The organism is Paenibacillus sp. JT31N7, from assembly GCF_059692095.1.
Map to the genome: position 1 here is coordinate 1,858,075 of NZ_JCAUAT010000001.1, position 18,021 is coordinate 1,876,095.

Genomic DNA, 18,021 nt, shown 5'->3' on the forward strand with positions numbered 1-18,021 from the left:
ATAAAAGAAAAACTCCGGCGTTCCAGAAGGAATCGCCGGAGCGGAAGCTCTCTACTGCTTAATACGCAAAGCCTGTGCGCAAAGGGTTTAAACGTTCATCCAAGGAACATTTGCACTAACCGCCTGTTTCGGCGCGCTGCGGCCCGATTTGCGGATAACCGTGCGTACGGAGCTCTTGGAAGTTTTGGCTTTCTTGGGAGCCGATGTCTTCTTAGCTTTGGCCTCCGGTTCGAAGTAGGAGCCCGATTCATCTTCCTCATCGACCAGATGAATCCGGGCTTCGCTTTCTCCGGTTCCCTGTGAGAATTCCTGGAAACCCTCTATACGGTTAGCGGCTTCCTGATACTGCGGACCCGAAACGGCGTAGGCCGGCTGGGGAATCGGGGCGTACGGATTCACCGCTCCTTCCTGCTGGGTGCCGTAGCCGTACGGGGCAAGAAACGCGGGTGGGCAGATCCGCTCCCAATCCGGCTGGCCGTAACTTGTAAAAGGCGTGTACGGAGGTTGCTGTGCGCCTCCAGGATAAGGAACGAATCCGGACGGGAATGCTTGGAAGTTAGCCGCTTCCGGCGCCCGACCGTGTCCTTTCTTGGCTCCCCCGCATCCGCAGCCGCAATCTTTCTTGCCCGTCATTGGCGGGATAGACGCCAGACCGGCCGTAAAAGCCTGCTGATGCCCGTAAGGCTGCGGCCCAAAGCCCTGCGGCCATCCGCCTCCCTGCTCGAAGCCTCCGGGCGCGTACTGGCCCTGATCCGGCTGCTGCTGCGGCCCATAGCCCTGCGGCCATCCGCCTCCTTGCTCGAAGCCTCCGGGCGCGTACTGGCCTTGATCCGGCTGCTGCTGCGGCCCATAGCCTTGCGGCCATCCGCCTCCCTGCTCGAAGCCTCCGGGCGTGTACTGGCCCTGATCCGGCTGCTGCGGCCATCCGCCTCCCTGCTCGAAGCCTCCGGGCGCGTACTGGCCCTGATCCGGCTGCTGCAGCCCATAGCCCTGCGGCCATCCGCCTCCTTGCTCGAAGCCGCCAGGCGTGTACTGGCCTTGATCCGGTTGCTGCTGCGGCGCAAATCCCTGCGGCCATCCGCCTCCTTGCTCGAAGCCGCCGGGCGCGTACTGGCCCTGATCCGGCTGCTGCTGCGGCCCAAAGCCCTGCGGCCATCCGCCTCCTTGCTCGAAGCCTCCCTGCTCGAAGCCGCCAGCCGCATACACGGCTTGCTCCGCCTCCTGCGGGGACGCGTAGCCCTGCGGCCAAACGCCTGCCTGCTCGTAGCTTTGGGGCCATCCGCCTACGTGACCGTAACCTCCATGCTCAAAGCCCCCATGGCCGAATGGCGCGTATGGCTCGGGGCAGCCCGGCTGCTGTCCGAATACCGGTTTTTCCGCGCAATAGGCTCCGTCCGTGTAAGGGGTATGCAAATCCGGGCCGGCTCCCGCGCCTCCGTACAAACCGTGCTGGCTTGGAAACCACGGCTGGGACGGATAAGGCTGCACCTGAATCTGACCGGCCGGCTGGATGAATTCTTCCTCGGTGGCGACCATTGCCTGATAGGACGGAATGCCCTGAGGAATCTCAACATTCGGATACGGAAGTGTCTGTGGTTGTCCCCAGCCGCCTTCGTAGGCTCCGTGATGTCCATACGAGAAGGGCAGTTCGCCTTCGCATCCGCACGGTTCCTTTTTCCACGGTTCCTGCTGCTGCCCGTACGGAGACACAAAAGGCGCATAAGGAGGGCACGGCTGAATCAACGGAAGAGTCCCCGGATGTCCTCCGAAGTCCGGAATGGCCTCGGCCTCTTTTACATAAGCCGGATAAGGAGCCGGAACAACGGGTTCGCAAGGGTGCTGTGGCGGAGGCTGCGGCGTATAGGACGGCAGTTCGATCTGCGGCAGCACCAGCTGAGGCAGTTGGTATTCAGGCACCTGCGGCTGTGCGGGAGGTTGGGGAGCAGGCACGGGAGGCTGCTCGATAACCGGCAGCTGCACCTGAGGTTCAGGCTGGACCGGTTGTGCGGGAGGCTCTATCTCCGGCTTCACTTCTGCTTTCTCCTCCACTTTCTGCTCCGGCACGGGAAGTTCCGTAATTTCATGGCTCTCCGGCAGTTCCGGAAGCTCCGGAACTTCGGCCGTTTCCGGCTTCTGCTCTACTGGTTCGGGCGCGGGAACAGCCGGCTGGATCGGGGAAGTATCCTTCTTGCCGTGAGCTGTTCCGCCATGATGAGGCTGACTGCCTTGCGAGCCTTCTTGCGCTTGAGACTTTTTCGGAATATAGACCGTTTCGCCGGTCATCAGCACATTCGGGTTTTTCAGCTGGGTATTCGCTTCGATCATTTCCTTCAGCGGAATCCCCCATGCTTTCGAAAGCTTCCACAGCGTATCTCCTTGCTGCACAATGTGCTTCACCAGATGATCCGGCACGGGATGATGAGGCGTGTGGGGCTGCTGCGGTTTCGTCGGCGTTCCCGGAATTTTCACCTTTTCACCGACGTTGATTTGATCCGGGTTCGCGATCTGAGGATTCGCTTCGATCAGTTTATCGAGATCGACGTTGTATTTTTGGGCGATTTTATACAGTGAATCCCCTTTTTTAACCATATGGATTTTCAACGGGTCTTACCTCCCTCTTCTAAGTACATATCCGTCTTCCCCAATCCGATTGACATTACATCTTATGCAGACCCATGGGCATTTGACATCCCCCGAACGAAAAAAAGCCGCGGAAAATTCAAGAGGACAGGCGCAAATACAGCAAATCCGGGCATAAAAAAAACCGCTGCCGCAGGAAGTGCCCCTTCCCGGGAAACGGTTTTGAGAATTTAATGAGTCGTTTTGGCAAAACCGATTTAACCGATAAAAAAATCGGCGCCGGACAAGAAACGAACCGCGCGAGACGGATTATTCGTATACTTTAACCCCGTCGACATTCACAATGCTGCGGAACTCCTGCAGAAGCTTCGTCGTGATCGGGCCGGCCTTGCCTTCCCCGATAATGCGGCCGTCCACTTCGCGAACCGCGATAACTTCGGCGGCTGTGCCCGTAAAGAACACTTCATCGGCCACATACACGTCGTGCAGGGTAAACGGTTCTTCCTTCAAGGTGTAGCCTTGACGCTCGCAAATCTCGATGATCGCCGCGCGCGTGATGCCTTCCAGCGCACCGATGTAGCAAGGCGGTGTGAACACGACGCCTCTTTTTACGATAAAAATGTTATCCGAAGAGCCTTCGGCTACATACCCTTGCGAATTCAGCATGATCGCTTCGCCCACGCCGGCCAGGTTGGACTGAATTTTGACGAGAATGTTATTCAGGTAGTTGAGCGATTTGATTTTCGGATTGACCGCGTCGGGAATGTTGCGGCGGCTTGAGACCGAAACGGTTTTGAGGCCGTTGATGTAAGCCTCTTCCGGATAAATCGACAGCTGCTCGACGATAATGATGACGCTGGCTTTGGGCGAACGGCGCGGATCGAGTCCGAGGTCACCGGGACCGCGGGAAACCACGAGGCGGATGTAGCCGTCGCGAAGTTCATTGCGGCGGATCGTCTCCACCAGCGCGTCCTGCATTTCCTGATAGCTCAGCGGAATATTGAGCATGATCGATTTGGCTGAATCGTAAAGGCGGTCGAGGTGCTCCTTGCATTTAAAAATATTGCCGCCGTAAATGCGGATGCCTTCAAAAATTCCATCCCCGTACAAAAAACCGTGATCGTAAACGGATACTTTTGCTTCTTCCTTGGTAACGAAGCTTCCATCCAGGTAAATCCACTGCTGTGCCATAATTTGTTCTTACACCTCCGGGGTTTGGGTTTCGTACTGATACGTCGGGTAGCAGCCCAGAATCCGAACCTGGCAGCCAATCGCTTCGATTTCTTCAAAAGCGGCGCGGACGAGAACCGATTCCAGTGAGCCTTCTACATCGATATAAAAATAATAATTGCCCAGCTTTCGTTTCGTCGGCCGGGATTCCAGCCTCGATAAGTTGATCCGGCGCCAGGCGAAGGCCGAAAGCACCTGGTGCAGCGCTCCCGGGTAATCTTCGGGCGGCGTAACCAGAATGGTCGTCTTTGTATGGCCGGAGGCCGGCAGATCAAGCTTTTCGCGCCCGATTAAGGTAAACCGCGTCGAATTGTCGGGGTTGTCCTGTATCTTCGTTGCGAGAAGCTCCATTCCGTACATGCCGGCGGCGTTCGTGGTGCCGATCGCTACCACGTTCGGGTCTCCCAGCTCGCTGACAAGCCGGACGCTCTCCCCGTTGGAACCCGTCTGCTCGATCTCGGCCTGCGGCATATACGTGCGCAGAAACTTCCGGCATTGGGCAAGCGCGACCGAATGGGACAGCACTTTGGTAATGCTTGACCAAGAGACGGGCGGGGAGCTTGCCAGTTCCCCGTTCTCCAGCCTCGCCAAGCCGTTCTTGTCATCGGCCGCCGGGTGGGCACTGCCCGGAAGGCCGATCAGGTTCATATCTATAGGATAAACCCATTCCACCTGCATCGGCAAATCCACCTCGTGGACAAGCCAATCGATATGCAGGGTAACGGAGCCCTCGATCGTATTCTCGATCGGAATGACGCTGTAATCCGTTTCTCCCGAAGCGGTCGCCAGGAATACATCGGAGATGAGCTTGAACGGCACATATTCGTACCGGTCCCTCCCGAGAAAATGGTGCACGCTCTCTTCGGAGAAGGTGCCCGGTCCCAGCATCGCAATCCGTTTCTTCGCCATCGCTATTCCGCTCCTCCCGCAAATTCCTCGAAGGACGGCTCTCCGCCCGTCAGCTTCCAGACGCGGACGCCTTCGCGGGAAGGCCTCAGCCATCTCGTTTCCGCCTCGATTCCTTCGCCGCGGAACGTCTCCCGGAGGAACGCTTCGAGTTCCTCCTGGCGTCCCTCGCTCTTATCGGCGAACGCGATAAGAGTCGGGCCCGCGCCGCTGAGCGCAGCTCCCAGCGCGCCGTGATCGGCCGCTTCCCGGAGAATCTTCTCCATGCCGGGAACGAGAGCCGCGCGGTACGGCTGATGAAGCGCATCCTTCATCGCGTGCCGGATCATGCCCAGCTCGCCGGCGGCAAGGGCCGCGACGAGTAGAGACGAGTGGCCGATGTTGAAGACGGCGTCGTTCATCGGCACCTCGGTCGGCAGCACGCGGCGCGCATGCTCCGTCGAGAGCTGGAACGCCGGCACGGCGACCAGCGCCTCCAGACGCTCGTGCGGCTCGATGCGCACATGCTTCGCCTCTTGGCCGTCCCAGTAGGCCGCGATAATGCCGCCGAACAGCGAGGCGCCGACGTTGTCGGGGTGCTTTTCCATGCCGGAGGCGATCTGGAAAAGCTCCTCCGGCGGAAGGTCCGCTCCGCTCAGCGCATTGGCCGCCGCAAGCGCTCCGACGATAGCGGAGGCGCTGCTGCCCAGGCCCCGCGTGAGCGGAATATCGCTGTCCATGCGGATGCTCAGCTCCGGCATAGGCAGATCCGCGTGGTCGTACAAGGTGCGGGCCACTTTGTAGATCAGGTTCGTCTTGTCCGTCGGAATTCCCTGCATATTGCTTCCGAAAAGTTCGATCTGTGTCCGGTCCGCTTCACTCATCTCAATCCGGGCGTACAAATCAAGGGCCATGCCGAGCGCATCGAAGCCCGGTCCCAGATTGGCGGTGCTGGCCGGAACGCGGACGCGTACCGCTGCGGGGGCCATTAGCTGCCCACCTGCTCCAGCTGCCTGATCGCGTCCATCACGGCCGCTTCCGAATCTTCTACGACGAGCGGCTCGGCTTTCACGCTCTGAATGGCGTTGTGCGGATCTTTAAGGCCGTTGCCGGTCAGCACGCACACGACGGATTGTCCCTGACGGAAGTGTCCTTCCCGCTTCAGCTTGATGACGCCCGCAAGGGATGCCGCCGATGCCGGCTCGGCAAAGATGCCTTCCTGCGAAGCAAGCTTGCGGTAAGCCGACAAAATTTCTTCGTCGGTGACATAGTTGATCTGACCGCCGGATTCGTTTGCCGCATTTACGGCTCCGTCCCAGCTTGCCGGGTTACCGATCCGGATGGCGGTCGCCACGGTTTCCGGATTGAGAATAGGCTCTCCCTTGACGATCGCCATGGCGCCTTCCGCTTCGAATCCGATCATTTTGGGCAGCGAGGAGGATTTACCTGCCGCCTGATACTCCTTGAAGCCTTTCCAGTAGGCCGTGATGTTGCCCGCATTGCCGACCGGAATCGCCAGATAATCCGGCGCTTTTCCGAGCTGATCGCACACCTCGAAAGCGGCGGTCTTCTGTCCTTCAATCCGGTAGGGATTGACGGAATTGACGAGCGTAATCGGCTGCTTCGCCGTAATTTCGCGGACGATCTCCAGGGCCCGGTCGAAATTTCCTTCAATGGCGATCACTTTCGCCCCGTAAATAATAGCCTGCGCCAGCTTGCCGAGCGCAATGTTGTTGTTCGGAATAAGCACGATGCAGTTCAGTCCGCCGCGCGCGGCGTAGGCGGCAGCGGCCGCCGACGTATTGCCCGTGGAAGCGCACATGATCGTGGAGCTTCCTTCCTCCATCGCTTTAGCTACGGCCATCACCATGCCGCGGTCTTTGAACGAACCCGTCGGGTTCAGCCCTTCATATTTGACGTAAAGGTCGAGACCCAGCTCTTCGGACAATTTTTCCGCGCGAATAAGCGGGGTGTTTCCTTCATGCAGGGTAAGCAGCGGAGTTTTTTCCGTAACCGGAAGATAGGATTTATATTGATGCAGCAAGCCCATGTATCTCATTTTCTTCTGCAGCCTCTTTTCCTTAATATAAAATTTAGCCTTCGACGCGGTAAACGCTCTGAATCCTCTGGATGACGTCCAGGCTTTCGAACTCGGCCAGAACTTTATTCATGCCCGCCTGGTTGGCGTCGTGGGTAATGATAATGATTTCCGCTTTCGGATTATGCTCGTTCGGATGCTGGAAGACGGACTCCAGGCTGACTTCGTGCTTCGCGAAAATTTGCGTGATTTGGGCAAGCACGCCCGCCTTGTCCTCTACATGGAGGAGCACGAAATATTTTGAAGATATTTGCTCGTCCGTCTTCAACTTTTTCTCCAAATAAGGTGCCGTGCTGTGCTGGCCGTTTACACCCAGATTCAAGTTGCGCACGACAGCCACGAGATCCGCCACGACGGAGGTCGCCGTCGGCATTTCGCCGGCGCCCGGGCCGTAGAACATCGTCTCGCCCACAGCTTCGCCGTACACGTACACGGCATTGAACACGCCGTTGACCGAAGCGAGCGGATGCGACGTTTTGACCATTGTCGGCTCGACCGACACGGAGATGTGATCGTCATGCTTTTCCGCAATGCCGAGAAGTTTCACTTCGTAGCCGAGCTTTTTGCCGTATTGGATGTCTTCTTTGCTGACGTTGGAAATTCCTTTGACCTTCACGTCGGTCAGCGCCACTTCCGAATGGAAGCCCAGCGTGGAGAGAATGGTCATTTTACGGGCGGCGTCCAGTCCTTCCACATCGGAAGTCGGATCGGCCTCGGCATAGCCCAGCATCTGCGCTTCTTTGAGCACGTCCGCGTAAGCGGCGCCTTCTTGGCTCATTTTGGTCAGGATATAGTTTGTCGTACCGTTGACGATCCCCATAATTTTCGTAATCCGGTCCGAAGAGAAGCCCTCCACCAGTGTACGAATAATCGGGATTCCCCCCGCCACGCTTGCTTCATAGAATACATCGCAGCCTTTTGCGGCGGCTTTGGCAAGAATCTCGGGTCCGTGCATAGCCATCAGATCCTTGTTCGCGGTCACGATGTGCTTTCCTTGTTCCAGCGCTTCGAGAATATACGCTTTCGTATCCTGCACGCCGCCCATCACTTCGACGACAACGTCGATTTCGGGGTTGCGGATAATATCCCAAGGCTGGTCGGTAAGTTTGTCACGATCGACGGCAACGGAACGCAGCTTGCTCAAATCCTGCACCAGCACTTTCTCCACTACGATGGCGGAACCTGTCTGTTTCTCCAGGTCCTCCCGGTGGCCTTCTACAATCCGGACTACACCCGTTCCGACGGTTCCGAGTCCAAGCAAGCCGATTTTAATAGGTTTCTTCATAGTTATAATTCCTCCCGTGTACGTTCTGTTCTTTTTCCGATCTTTGAGTTTGCACCCGGTTATTATCCGGGCTGCCCGTTCCATCGGGCCCCTGGCTTACCGTTAAATCGAGCTTCCCTGTCCGATCACGGCGGCTTTCTTGACCCCGTCCTGCGATTCCAGCAGTTGAATCAGCTCTTTGGCTTTATCGCCCATCAGCGACGTTTCCACGGAAATGACTACGTTCGCCATTCCTTGCAGCGGAATACTTTGATTGATCGTCAGCACATTTCCTTCCTGTCCAGCAATAAGCGCCAGCACCCGGGACAAAATGCCCGAACGGTGCTCCAAATTCATGGAGATGGTGACAATGCGCTCTTTATCCAGCTTGTTCAGGGGAAATACGCCGTCTTTGTACTTATAAAATGCGCTCCGGCTCAGCCCTACCTGCTCAACCGCCTCGTGGATCGTTTTTACTTCTCCCCGGGCCAGCAGTTCTTTGGCCTGCACCGTTTTTAGAATGCCTTCGGGCAAAATCTGCTCGTTTACGAGATAAAAGCCGGACTCGCTCCAACCGGCGGCCTGTTTAGGATCCATCACAGAAAGTCCGTCCTTTCCAGAAAGACGTTTGTTCTTATATAGAGGACATTATACTGCAAATCTACAAATTTCGGCAATAGGAAAATGGCATCCTTCCTGTTCGCCCCGCTTTCCGCCGGATGCGAAACGAAAAATTCCCGCGGTACGGCTTCAATCCAACCGGCTGCTTAGCTGCTGATTCCGTCAAGACCTTTCAGACTCCAAAAGGCGTCAAAATGCTTACCGGACAGGGGTTTGCTTGTCCTTCTCCCCCTATGGTAAGCTGAAAATCAGCAAGGAGGCGACACGTGTGATCACGTTGCGATTAATATCCGCGGCTCTTTTGTTCAACACTCAAGGCGAGCTGCTTATGATGAAGCGGTCCATAAAAAGGACGCTCTCGCCCGGTATGTGGGCAGCCGTCGGCGGACATCTGGAAAGCTTTGAAATGGCCCGCCCCCGGGCCGCCTGCCTGCGTGAAATCAAAGAGGAGACCGGAATACGCGAGGATGAAATTTCGGGACTCCGTTTGCAGTACATTCTAATGAGGTTAAAAGATCAGGACATCCGGCAGCAGTTTATTTATGTCGGGCACACGGATGTATCCCCCCGAATCCGGACCTCCGAGGGCGATCTGCACTGGATCCCCCGCGCCGAGATTCTGAACCGGGAGCTTCCTTTTATTTTCCGCTATGCGCTCGAACATTATTTGTCTTACGGAGACACTCCCCATACGTGGATCGGAACGGCGGTTCCGGGCTCCTCCGGCATTCCGGAAGTGAGCTGGACCGCGCTCCATGATCCCGAAACAACCTGAGTCAACAAACCCGGAAAGGACGAACCCCCTTGAATCGGATACACGCGCTTCTCGACAAACAGAGGAACTTTTTCGCCACGGGTGCGACCAAGCCGCTGAATTACCGCACGGAACAGCTGCGCCGGTTAAAAGCGATGATCCGAGATCATGAGGATGCCATTATGGAAGCGCTGAGGCAGGATCTCGGAAAATCCGAATTTGAAGCGTTCGCTACGGAAATCGGCATTCTGCTCGAAGAAATCAATCACGCGCTCAAACATCTCAAGCGCTGGAGCAAGCCCCGGCGGGTCAAAACGCCCCTTACGCATATCGGATCGCAGAGCCGCATTTATGCGGAGCCTTACGGCATAGCGCTTCTCATATCGCCGTGGAACTATCCGTTCCAGCTCGCAATCTCGCCCCTAATCGGAGCCATGTCCGCAGGAAACTGCGCGGTCCTGAAGCCCTCCGAGCTTGCGCCGCATACCTCCGCGCTGCTTGCCCGGCTTCTCGGCCAGACCTTCGACGAAGAATATGTGGCCGTTATCGAAGGCGGCGTCGAGACGAGTCATGCGCTGCTCGCCGAGAAGTTCGATACGATTTTTTTCACGGGGAGCGTCGGGGTCGGACGGATCGTCATGGAGGCGGCCGCCAAGCACTTGACCCCTGTCACGCTGGAGCTGGGCGGCAAAAGCCCCTGCATCGTGCATGCCGAAGCCAACATCAAGCACGCGGCCAAGCGCATCGTGTGGGGCAAAACGCTGAATGCGGGACAGACCTGCATCGCTCCCGATTACTTATACGTTCACGAAAGCGTCAAGGACGATCTGCTGAAGCGGATGAAAGAAGTGGTAGACGCCTTCTACGGCGATCCGCTTGCCGACGGCAGCCTATACCCGAACATCATTAATGCCCGCCATTACAACCGGCTCAAGAGCCTGATGGAAGCCGGTCAGCTGGTATATGGCGGAAGAACGGACGACCGGTCGCTTAAAATCGAGCCCGCCTTTATCGGCGGAGTCGGTTGGGAGGACCCGGTTATGCAGGAGGAAATTTTCGGCCCGCTGCTTCCGGTCCTTACCTACCGTAACCTGGAGGATGTGATCCGGGAAGTAAATGCCCGCCCGAAGCCGCTCGCCCTGTATGCTTTCTCCGAAAGCGAAGAAATCCAGCAGAAGATCATCCACTCGATTTCGTTCGGCGGAGGCTGCATCAACGACACGATCCTCCATATCGCAACTCCGTACCTTCCTTTCGGAGGCGTCGGGAACAGCGGGATGGGCGGGTATCACGGCAAAGCCAGCTTCGATGTGTTCACTCACCGTAAAAGCGTGCTGAAGCAAACGAGCCGCTTCGACCTGCCCTTCCGTTATCCCAACGCCAAAAACGCCTTGAAAAGATTAAGAAGCGTTTATAAATAAGCCGTTGTCCGGTTATCCGGCATGAAGAATTATCTCCGGTCAGCAGCCGGCTATGTCTCGGAAGGTGTGTGATGCAGGATGATTTCGATGCGGTTTCCTTAAACGGGATCATCCAATCATAACCGGACAAGCCGAACGATTTGAATTTGAACAAAATCGAATGACCGAATCAATTGAAACAATGCCAAAAAACCCCCATGCCTGCCGGCGAGGGGGTTTCTCGTCAAGATTTTTCTACGAACTCGAATTCATAATCGTTCAAACGGATCGTCTGGCCATCGACTGCGCCGCGTTCGCGGAGCGCCTTGTCGATACCCATATTCCGCAGAATTCGGGCAAAGCGAAGCACGCCTTCTTCCGTTGTGAAGTTGGTCCGTTTCATCAATTTCTCGATACTCGGACTCTCTACAACGAAAATATCGTTCTCGCGGCGAACAACGAAATCGTTGTCATATTCGTTCTTTTTCTCCATCCGGTACACTTTGCGTTCTTCGACTTCCTGCACTTCTTCAAGAAGCGGAGCGTCGGGAATCGCGTCCAGCATATCGGCTACGCGGTACAGGAGAGGCTGAATGCCTTCCTTGGTGACGGCCGAGATGGGAAAGATTTGGGCGGATTTGCCGTCTTCCTCCAGCTGCTTCCGGAAAGCGGCCAAGTTTTCTTCGGCCTCGGGAATGTCCATCTTGTTGGCGACTATCACCTGCGGACGTTCTTCCAGCTTGGCGTTGTACAGCTTGATTTCTTCATTGATCTTCTTCCAGTCCTCGTACGGGTCGCGGCCCTCGGTGCCTGCCATGTCGACCACGTGCACGATGATGCGCGTCCGCTCGACGTGACGCAGAAACTCGTGTCCGAGCCCGACGCCTTGGCTGGCGCCTTCAATGAGGCCGGGCAGATCGGCCATGACGAAACTTCTGCCTTCGCCAAGATCGACGACACCCAGGTTCGGCGTAATCGTCGTAAAGTGGTAGGCGCCGATCTTCGGAGTTGCCGCCGACACGACGGATAGCAGCGTCGACTTACCGACGCTCGGGAATCCGACGAGTCCCACGTCGGCCATCACTTTGAGTTCGAGTACGACCCAGCGTTCCTTGCCTTCCTCGCCGTTCTCCGCGATTTCCGGAGCGGTATTCTTGGCCGTGGCGAAGCGCATATTGCCGCGTCCGCCGCGTCCGCCCTTCGCAACGACCACTTCCTGCTGATGACGCGTCAGGTCGGCAACAATCTCGCCTGTGTCGTCATCGATGACAAGCGTGCCCGGAGGAACGCGAACGACCATATCGTCCGCATTGGCTCCGTGCTGGCACTTGTTGCGGCCTTTCTCGCCGCGCTTGGCTTTGAAGTGCTTCTGGTAGCGGAAATCGACCAGCGTCCGGAGACCTTCGTCCACGCGGAAGATCACATCGCCGCCATCGCCTCCGTCCCCGCCGCCAGGGCCGCCTTCGGGTACATATTTCTCGCGGCGGAACGCGACAAGACCGTCGCCTCCGTCGCCGCCTTTTACATAGATCTTCGCTTTATCTACAAACATGTGCATCACACCTCAACTGAAGTCCGGTAAGGCAGCCGCAGGGCGAGGGCCGCCTCCTGTTCCTGATAGTCATTCTGTTCTACAACCGCAGCCAAGATACGGCTTGTCCCCGATTCCATTGCGAGGGACAACGCCTCTTCCAGGTAGCTCCGGTTATACGGTCCCTGATATACAAAATCGAGCAGCAGTGAATCCTCTTCGGGAACAAGCTGCATGCTTAGCATGCCGCCTTCTTCATTTTCTCCCGCAGACGCTTGTTTGAAACCTTCAATCAGCTCGGGAATTAACTTGCAGACCGCATCGCCGTCCAGTGCCAGCTTGCGGATGTTTACCTCCTGGTCAAGCTCGACTTCCAGCGTCATGTGCCTGCCTCCCGCTTTCGCGCTAAGCAGAAACACGATCAGGCCCGGATCGCCCAGCTTGGCCATAAAGCTCTCATGCTGGAGCTTTCCCATCACAGAGGCGACAACCCCTTGAAGATGATCGTATTTCTTCAATTGAATATACCCAAGCAGCACCTGGATATCGTTCATCCAATCGTGGCGCAGATGATTGATCGTCAGAAGCATCTCCTGCTGAGCGAGCCGCTGAACCCGCTTACGCTCTTCTTCCGCTTCTTTGAGCTTCATTTGATGCTGGATGTACAGAGCCGCTGCAAAACATGCGGCGGTAACGGCACCCGCTGCCAAACGAAGTCCTGAAGTCAAAGGCGCAGCAGCCAGCATTATCAAACCGAGCAGACCCAGCAAGGCTGCCGGTATCCACAACCTGTTCCTCATGTACGCATACGCTCCGTTTCCGACTTCCCATTAGCACATTATACCATTTCCGGCCCCAAAACGCATCCGGTGTACAGATGGCAGCAGGTTCCGGATGGATGCCTCTAAAAAGCAAGAAAGCCCCAGCAAACATAACGTCGCCAGGGCTGTACATGCATGAATTTTTAACTTATGCTTCTACAGTAGCCGCTACTGGAGCGGTTTCTACCGGGTAGACGCTAACTTTCTTGCGCTCACGACCCCAACGCTCGAACTTAACAACGCCTTCCACTTTAGCAAACAGCGTGTCATCGGAACCGATGCCAACATTGTTGCCCGGGTGAATTTTCGTTCCGCGCTGACGCACGAGAATGCTTCCTGCGGTAACGGTTTGACCGTCGGCACGCTTAACGCCAAGGCGTTTTGCAATGCTGTCACGACCGTTCTTTGTGGAACCTACACCCTTCTTGGATGCGAACAGCTGAAGATCCAATTTCAACATGGTGTCAACCTCCTTCATTATAGGCTGTATGAATTGCTATATAGTCACTGTAGGAACTTGCAATAGTATGAAGCATCACGATCATAGATTCGATGATCAGTTGAACCTGAGCCATCTGTGCCGGATCCGCATCAAGAGGAAGGATAACGTCAAGCCAGCCCTTCTCCATCTCTGTACCCGGTACAACTCCGGTTAGCGTTTCGATCGAATTGACCGTCCCGACCGCAATGGCCGATACCGCGGCGCAGACAAGGTCTTTGCCGGGAACGTCGAATTCCGCATGGCCTTCGACCTGGTACGCTTCTATCGTCGGGTCTTGTTCAGACCGTCTTGAAACCGTAACGTGGATCATCTGATGGCCTCTTAAGCTTCGATTTTCTCGATTACGACTTTCGTGTACGGTTGACGATGACCTTGCTTACGACGGTAGTTCTTTTTCGCCTTGTACTTGTAAACGATGATTTTGCGTCCTTTGCCTTGTTTCTCGACTTTGCCGGAAACTTTAGCACCTTCTACGACTGGAGCTCCTACTTGAAGACCGTTGTCGCCAGAAACAACCAGAACACGGTCAAAAGTGACCACATCGCCTGCGCCGGCTTCCAACTTCTCGATGTAAAGAACATCGCCTTGTTGTACTTTGTATTGCTTGCCGCCTGTTTCAATAATTGCGTACATTTCGTTGCACCTCCTCATGTCTCAGACTCGCCAATATCCAGGTGACGTTCAGCGGCAGAGCCTCTGCCCGTGCTTCACAAACCCGATCCGTGCGGTTACAGCGCATGCCTAAAGCAACGCACTCATAGTAGTATAGCAAAAGGGTTCGTCCTTTGCAATGTTTTATTCCGAAGCCCAGGTCGGCAATACTCTCTTCCGGTTTTCCGACTGGGCAAAGTATTGGAATGCTGCACTGAGTGGAGGAGTCCGGGTGTCGGACGGATCTAAAATAAACCGGACAGCGTAAGTTTCCCGCTGTCCGGTATTATCCGCTGCCTATGCCGCATGTCGATTACCGGATTAATCCGGTTGTGAGATTCCGGCTAACGGCCGGTGTCATGCCGGAGGCTTGGCGATTACGGCACTGCTTGTACGAGTGCTTGATTCGTAGTGCAAACTTCGGCGCAGGCAGCCCGGCTTGGCCCCACTCACGCGAGGCGGCGAGGCTTAACCTGCTGCTTTCTACTTGCGCTTGCGCGTTATTTCCAGCAAGCCGAGCTTCGTCCAGCCGAGGAGTATCGTTTTGGAGCGGTCCTTCTTGACCGCCTCCGCCATGCACTCCAGCACGCGGTCGCGGTGCGCGGACTGCTCCATGTCGATGAAATCGACAATGATGATGCCGCGCAAATTGCGCAGCCGCAGCAGCCGCGGGATCTCGGCGGCGGCTTCCATGTTCGTGCGGAACACGGTCTGCTCCAGGGACGAAGTCCCTGTGAATCTTCCCGTGTTCACGTCAATGACCGTCAGCGCCTCCGTCGGGTCGATGACGAGATAGCCTCCGCTCGGCAGCCACACCTTGCGGCGCTGCGAGCGGGAAAGCTCTTCGGCGATGCCGAACCGCTCGAAGAGCGGGACATCGCCGCTGTCCAAGCGGACGCGCGCCGCAAGCTCCGGGCTGCGCTGCCGCAGCAGCCCCTGAAGCTCCGCGCGGACGGCTTCGTCGTCTACCCAGATCTCGAGCACGTCCTCCGTGATCACGTCCCGCGCAAGGCGCGGGAGCAGCTCGAGATCCTGGTAGATGCACGCCGGCGCTCCGCCGGCCGCCGCCCTCTGCTCGATTACCGCCCACAGCTCCCGGAGATCGAGCAGGTCGCGGCGCAGCTCCTCTTCGCTGCGCCCCTCGGATACCGTGCGGAGAATGAGTCCTTCTTCTCCGCCGCGGAGGCTGTCCGCCACCTGCTTCAGGCGGACTTTCTCTTCTTCCGTTTCGATTTTGCGGGAGACTGCCGTATACCCCGCTCCGGGCATATACACCAGCCAACGGCCCGGAATGGAATAATGGGTCGTGACACGTGCCCCCTTCGACCCCTCCGGTTCTTTGACAACCTGAACAAGCACCCGCTGTCCCGGCTGAAGAAGATCTCCGATAGGCGGTTTCATCTTAGGCTGCTTCTGCATGTTGACAGGCAGCACGTCATCTATGTATAAAAAAGCGTTCTTATCCAATCCGATATCTACAAATGCGGCCTGCATGCCAGGCAGTACGTTTACCACACGGCCGATGTAGATGCTTCCGGCACGCTGCGTCTCGCTTGGATGCTGAGTCTCGTATTCCACGAGCTTGCGATCTTCGAGCAGAGCCGCCTGAAGCGAAGCCGCTGCGCAGCTTACGATCAGTTGTTTCATGGCGTTCACCCCATCATTATTGTACATGAAGGAGGGAAGTTTCGCACTTTAGTGAATAAAAGCAGGAAAGCAAGCTAGACGCCCAAATCCTGCACACCAGGGTGAACAGGCGAGGAAACTACAGACGGAACCGTTTCCGCCCTTCAAGGCAGCAGTTCGGAAACCGTACATGAACGGTTTTGGTGCGTCAAATAAGTGTCCACCACCTGCTGTTCCGGAAGTATGCCTTCGATCGTTCCCCGGCTGCCCATCACGTAGACGGGATGATATTTTTCACGCATAAACAGCTTCACCACTTCTCCGACCTTCCGCTGCCTGGCGACCGCAATCGGCCTTGCTTGCGTTCCCTTCTGCATGAGACGCTCCGTGTTTGCTTCGCGGTTCATCAAAAACCGGAGAAAATAAAAAGGCAGATGCCTGCGGCTCACCCAATTTTGATAAAGCAGAAACAAGCCGACAATGAGGATGTTCATTTGAATCTGTCCCGTCCCGGCAGGCCAAAAGGCGATGACCGTCATCAAGAACCCGAGCACGATAGACACCCAGACCGTGTACACCAGTGTGCGTTGGAAGGGAAAGCCCAGGCTAAGCAATCCCTGCAGCAATTTCCCCCCGTCAAGCGGTAAAATCGGCAGCAGGTTAAACAAGGCGATAACGGCGTTGATTTCGATAAAATAGGACCACCAATCCGGGTCCCCCGCTTCGAGAAAGCGGCAGGCGAAGCCGAGAGCGATCAGCCACAGATGCTGGAGCGGTCCGGCCAGCGCAACGATCATTTCTTCCCGCAGAGGAACGGACGCCAATTCGTCGACGACAAGTACGCCTCCAAACGGCAGCAGACGAACCTCGCGCACCCTCCAGCCGAAAGCGGCCGCGGCTCCGAAATGACCGAGTTCATGGAGAAAAACGATACCAAACAACGTCGCCGATTCCAAAAAATGTCCGGTTGCCAGTGAAAGCAGCATCACCATCGTGAACAGGGGATGAAAACGGAATCGTACCTGCAGCCAGTTATTCAAACGGGATCACGCCCGTCGGGTCCACGTAGCGGCTTTCCTTTTGGACGGCAAAATAGAGCAGCCCTTTATCGCTCTTGCTGTCTCTCGACACTTGCCCGATGGCTTCGCCCCCTTTGATCCAGTCGTTGACCTCGACGCGGGATTGCTCGATCTGCCCATATTCGGACTGCATACCTCCGGGGTGGCGAATGATAATCGTGTAACCCGTCTCGTCTTTGGGGCCCGCAAAGGTGACTTGTCCCGCATCAAGAGCATACACGGGGGTATGAGGCTCGGCCGCCACGCTTACGAAAGGCTTATCAGCCGTAAAGGATTCGTGAATTTCCCCTTTCAGGGGGACAAAATAGGAGCGTTTTTGGGCATCCGCTTTTACAGCCGGATTTTCTTCATCCGAATGGAAGGCCGGAATAAAAGAAGGCGCCCCGGCAAACGTTTTCCGGTACCAGGCAGACAGCTGCTGAAAATCGAGCGGCTCACGGAGGGCCGCCGTGACATATCCTTTCCCTCGTTCGATCAAGGGATGCTGGAGCTGAAACATTCCCCAGATAAGGCCGAACAGCATAGCGCTGGCGACAAGCTGCCGCAGAAACCGGATGCGGTAAGGAATACGGGGATTGTATCCGCCCCCGTCCCCCGAATCCCTTCCGCCGGGTCCTCGGGCATAATAAGCGGCGGGCAGCTGAAGCTCGCGCTGCATTTTTTGCTTCCATACATATTCGGGATCGTTCCATCTGTCGTCAAACTCTGGATCCCGCCGGACTAAAGGGAGGCTATTAGGCGCGGGCTCCACATCCGAAGCCTGAATTCCAAAGGGCAACCGTTCTTTTGACTGACGGTGCGGAGGAGCTTTTCCAGGGGGGCTTCCCTGCAGCTTCCTGATTTTTTCCAATCTTCGTTGGCGCACGTTATGCTTGTTCTCCATGACTTAACCTCCTGTGAGGCGGGGCTTGTTTACTACAGCATATGAGCGGCTTGTATGAAATATGAGCATACAAAAAACAGGCCTCTCGGGCCTGTT

General features: G+C 56.3%; 17 protein-coding genes and 1 other annotated feature. Of the genes, 2 read left to right on the forward strand and 15 right to left on the reverse strand.

Features of this window, described 5'->3' with window-relative positions:
* Positions 1-87: 87 nt before the first annotated feature.
* The 7 genes from AC58P5_RS08345 to AC58P5_RS08375 form a co-directional block, all read right to left on the reverse strand.
* Positions 88-2,601, reverse strand: a complete 2,514-nt coding sequence (locus AC58P5_RS08345; protein ID WP_497385698.1) for a LysM peptidoglycan-binding domain-containing protein — start codon at positions 2,599-2,601, stop codon at positions 88-90.
* Positions 2,602-2,889: 288 nt separating this feature from the next.
* Positions 2,890-3,771 (reverse strand): branched-chain-amino-acid transaminase, encoded by an 882-nt coding sequence (ilvE, locus tag AC58P5_RS08350; RefSeq protein WP_497385699.1) that lies wholly within the window; start codon positions 3,769-3,771, stop codon positions 2,890-2,892.
* Positions 3,772-3,780: 9 nt separating this feature from the next.
* Positions 3,781-4,719 (reverse strand): prephenate dehydratase, encoded by a 939-nt coding sequence (locus AC58P5_RS08355; RefSeq protein ID WP_497385700.1) that lies wholly within the window; start codon positions 4,717-4,719, stop codon positions 3,781-3,783.
* Between the two features lie 2 nt (positions 4,720-4,721).
* Entirely contained in the window at positions 4,722-5,684 is a 963-nt protein-coding gene (thrB, locus tag AC58P5_RS08360; RefSeq protein ID WP_497385701.1) for a homoserine kinase, read from the reverse strand.
* Entirely contained in the window at positions 5,684-6,754 is a 1,071-nt protein-coding gene (gene thrC, locus AC58P5_RS08365) for a threonine synthase (protein ID WP_497385702.1), read from the reverse strand. Before thrC ends, thrB begins: the two co-directional genes overlap by 1 nt.
* 34 nt (positions 6,755-6,788) lie before the next feature.
* The gene (locus tag AC58P5_RS08370) at positions 6,789-8,078 is read right to left on the reverse strand and encodes a homoserine dehydrogenase (protein ID WP_497385703.1); all 1,290 of its coding nucleotides are present in this window, start codon (positions 8,076-8,078) and stop codon (positions 6,789-6,791) included.
* Positions 8,079-8,180: 102 nt separating this feature from the next.
* The gene (locus tag AC58P5_RS08375) at positions 8,181-8,654 is read right to left on the reverse strand and encodes an ACT domain-containing protein (protein WP_497386045.1); all 474 of its coding nucleotides are present in this window, start codon (positions 8,652-8,654) and stop codon (positions 8,181-8,183) included.
* A 292-nt stretch (positions 8,655-8,946) separates the two neighbouring features.
* Between AC58P5_RS08375 and AC58P5_RS08380 the strand changes: the two genes are divergently transcribed.
* Together AC58P5_RS08380 and AC58P5_RS08385 are read left to right on the forward strand one after the other, a co-directional pair.
* Complete coding sequence (locus AC58P5_RS08380; RefSeq protein WP_497385704.1) at positions 8,947-9,453, forward strand: NUDIX domain-containing protein; 507 nt, start codon at positions 8,947-8,949, stop codon at positions 9,451-9,453.
* A gap of 29 nt (positions 9,454-9,482) precedes the next feature.
* A complete protein-coding gene (locus AC58P5_RS08385) occupies positions 9,483-10,853 on the forward strand; it encodes an aldehyde dehydrogenase (RefSeq protein WP_497385705.1) in 1,371 nt (456 codons plus the stop codon).
* Positions 10,854-11,076: 223 nt separating this feature from the next.
* Here AC58P5_RS08385 and obgE read toward each other — a convergent pair whose 3' ends face one another.
* The 8 genes from obgE to AC58P5_RS08425 form a co-directional block, all read right to left on the reverse strand.
* On the reverse strand, positions 11,077-12,384 hold the full coding sequence (gene obgE, locus AC58P5_RS08390) for a GTPase ObgE (RefSeq protein WP_497385706.1): 1,308 nt from the start codon (positions 12,382-12,384) through the stop codon (positions 11,077-11,079).
* Positions 12,385-12,389: 5 nt separating this feature from the next.
* Positions 12,390-13,163, reverse strand: a complete 774-nt coding sequence (locus tag AC58P5_RS08395) for a Spo0B domain-containing protein (protein ID WP_497385707.1) — start codon at positions 13,161-13,163, stop codon at positions 12,390-12,392.
* 169 nt (positions 13,164-13,332) lie between these two features.
* The gene (gene rpmA, locus AC58P5_RS08400; RefSeq protein WP_009675465.1) at positions 13,333-13,644 is read right to left on the reverse strand and encodes a 50S ribosomal protein L27; all 312 of its coding nucleotides are present in this window, start codon (positions 13,642-13,644) and stop codon (positions 13,333-13,335) included.
* 4 nt (positions 13,645-13,648) lie between these two features.
* Positions 13,649-13,996 carry a ribosomal-processing cysteine protease Prp gene (locus AC58P5_RS08405; RefSeq protein ID WP_497385708.1) on the reverse strand — a complete coding sequence of 116 codons (348 nt, stop codon included), beginning with the start codon at positions 13,994-13,996 and terminating at the stop codon, positions 13,649-13,651.
* 11 nt (positions 13,997-14,007) lie between these two features.
* Complete coding sequence (rplU, locus tag AC58P5_RS08410; RefSeq protein ID WP_009675460.1) at positions 14,008-14,319, reverse strand: 50S ribosomal protein L21; 312 nt, start codon at positions 14,317-14,319, stop codon at positions 14,008-14,010.
* A gap of 13 nt (positions 14,320-14,332) precedes the next feature.
* Positions 14,333-14,426, reverse strand: a sequence feature (ribosomal protein L21 leader region).
* A 394-nt stretch (positions 14,427-14,820) separates the two neighbouring features.
* A complete protein-coding gene (locus AC58P5_RS08415) occupies positions 14,821-15,984 on the reverse strand; it encodes an Rne/Rng family ribonuclease (protein ID WP_497385709.1) in 1,164 nt (387 codons plus the stop codon).
* A 143-nt stretch (positions 15,985-16,127) separates the two neighbouring features.
* Positions 16,128-17,003 carry a M50 family metallopeptidase gene (locus AC58P5_RS08420; RefSeq protein WP_497385710.1) on the reverse strand — a complete coding sequence of 292 codons (876 nt, stop codon included), beginning with the start codon at positions 17,001-17,003 and terminating at the stop codon, positions 16,128-16,130.
* Positions 16,996-17,925, reverse strand: a complete 930-nt coding sequence (locus AC58P5_RS08425; RefSeq protein WP_497385711.1) for a peptidoglycan DD-metalloendopeptidase family protein — start codon at positions 17,923-17,925, stop codon at positions 16,996-16,998. Before AC58P5_RS08425 ends, AC58P5_RS08420 begins: the two co-directional genes overlap by 8 nt.
* Positions 17,926-18,021: the final 96 nt, after the last annotated feature.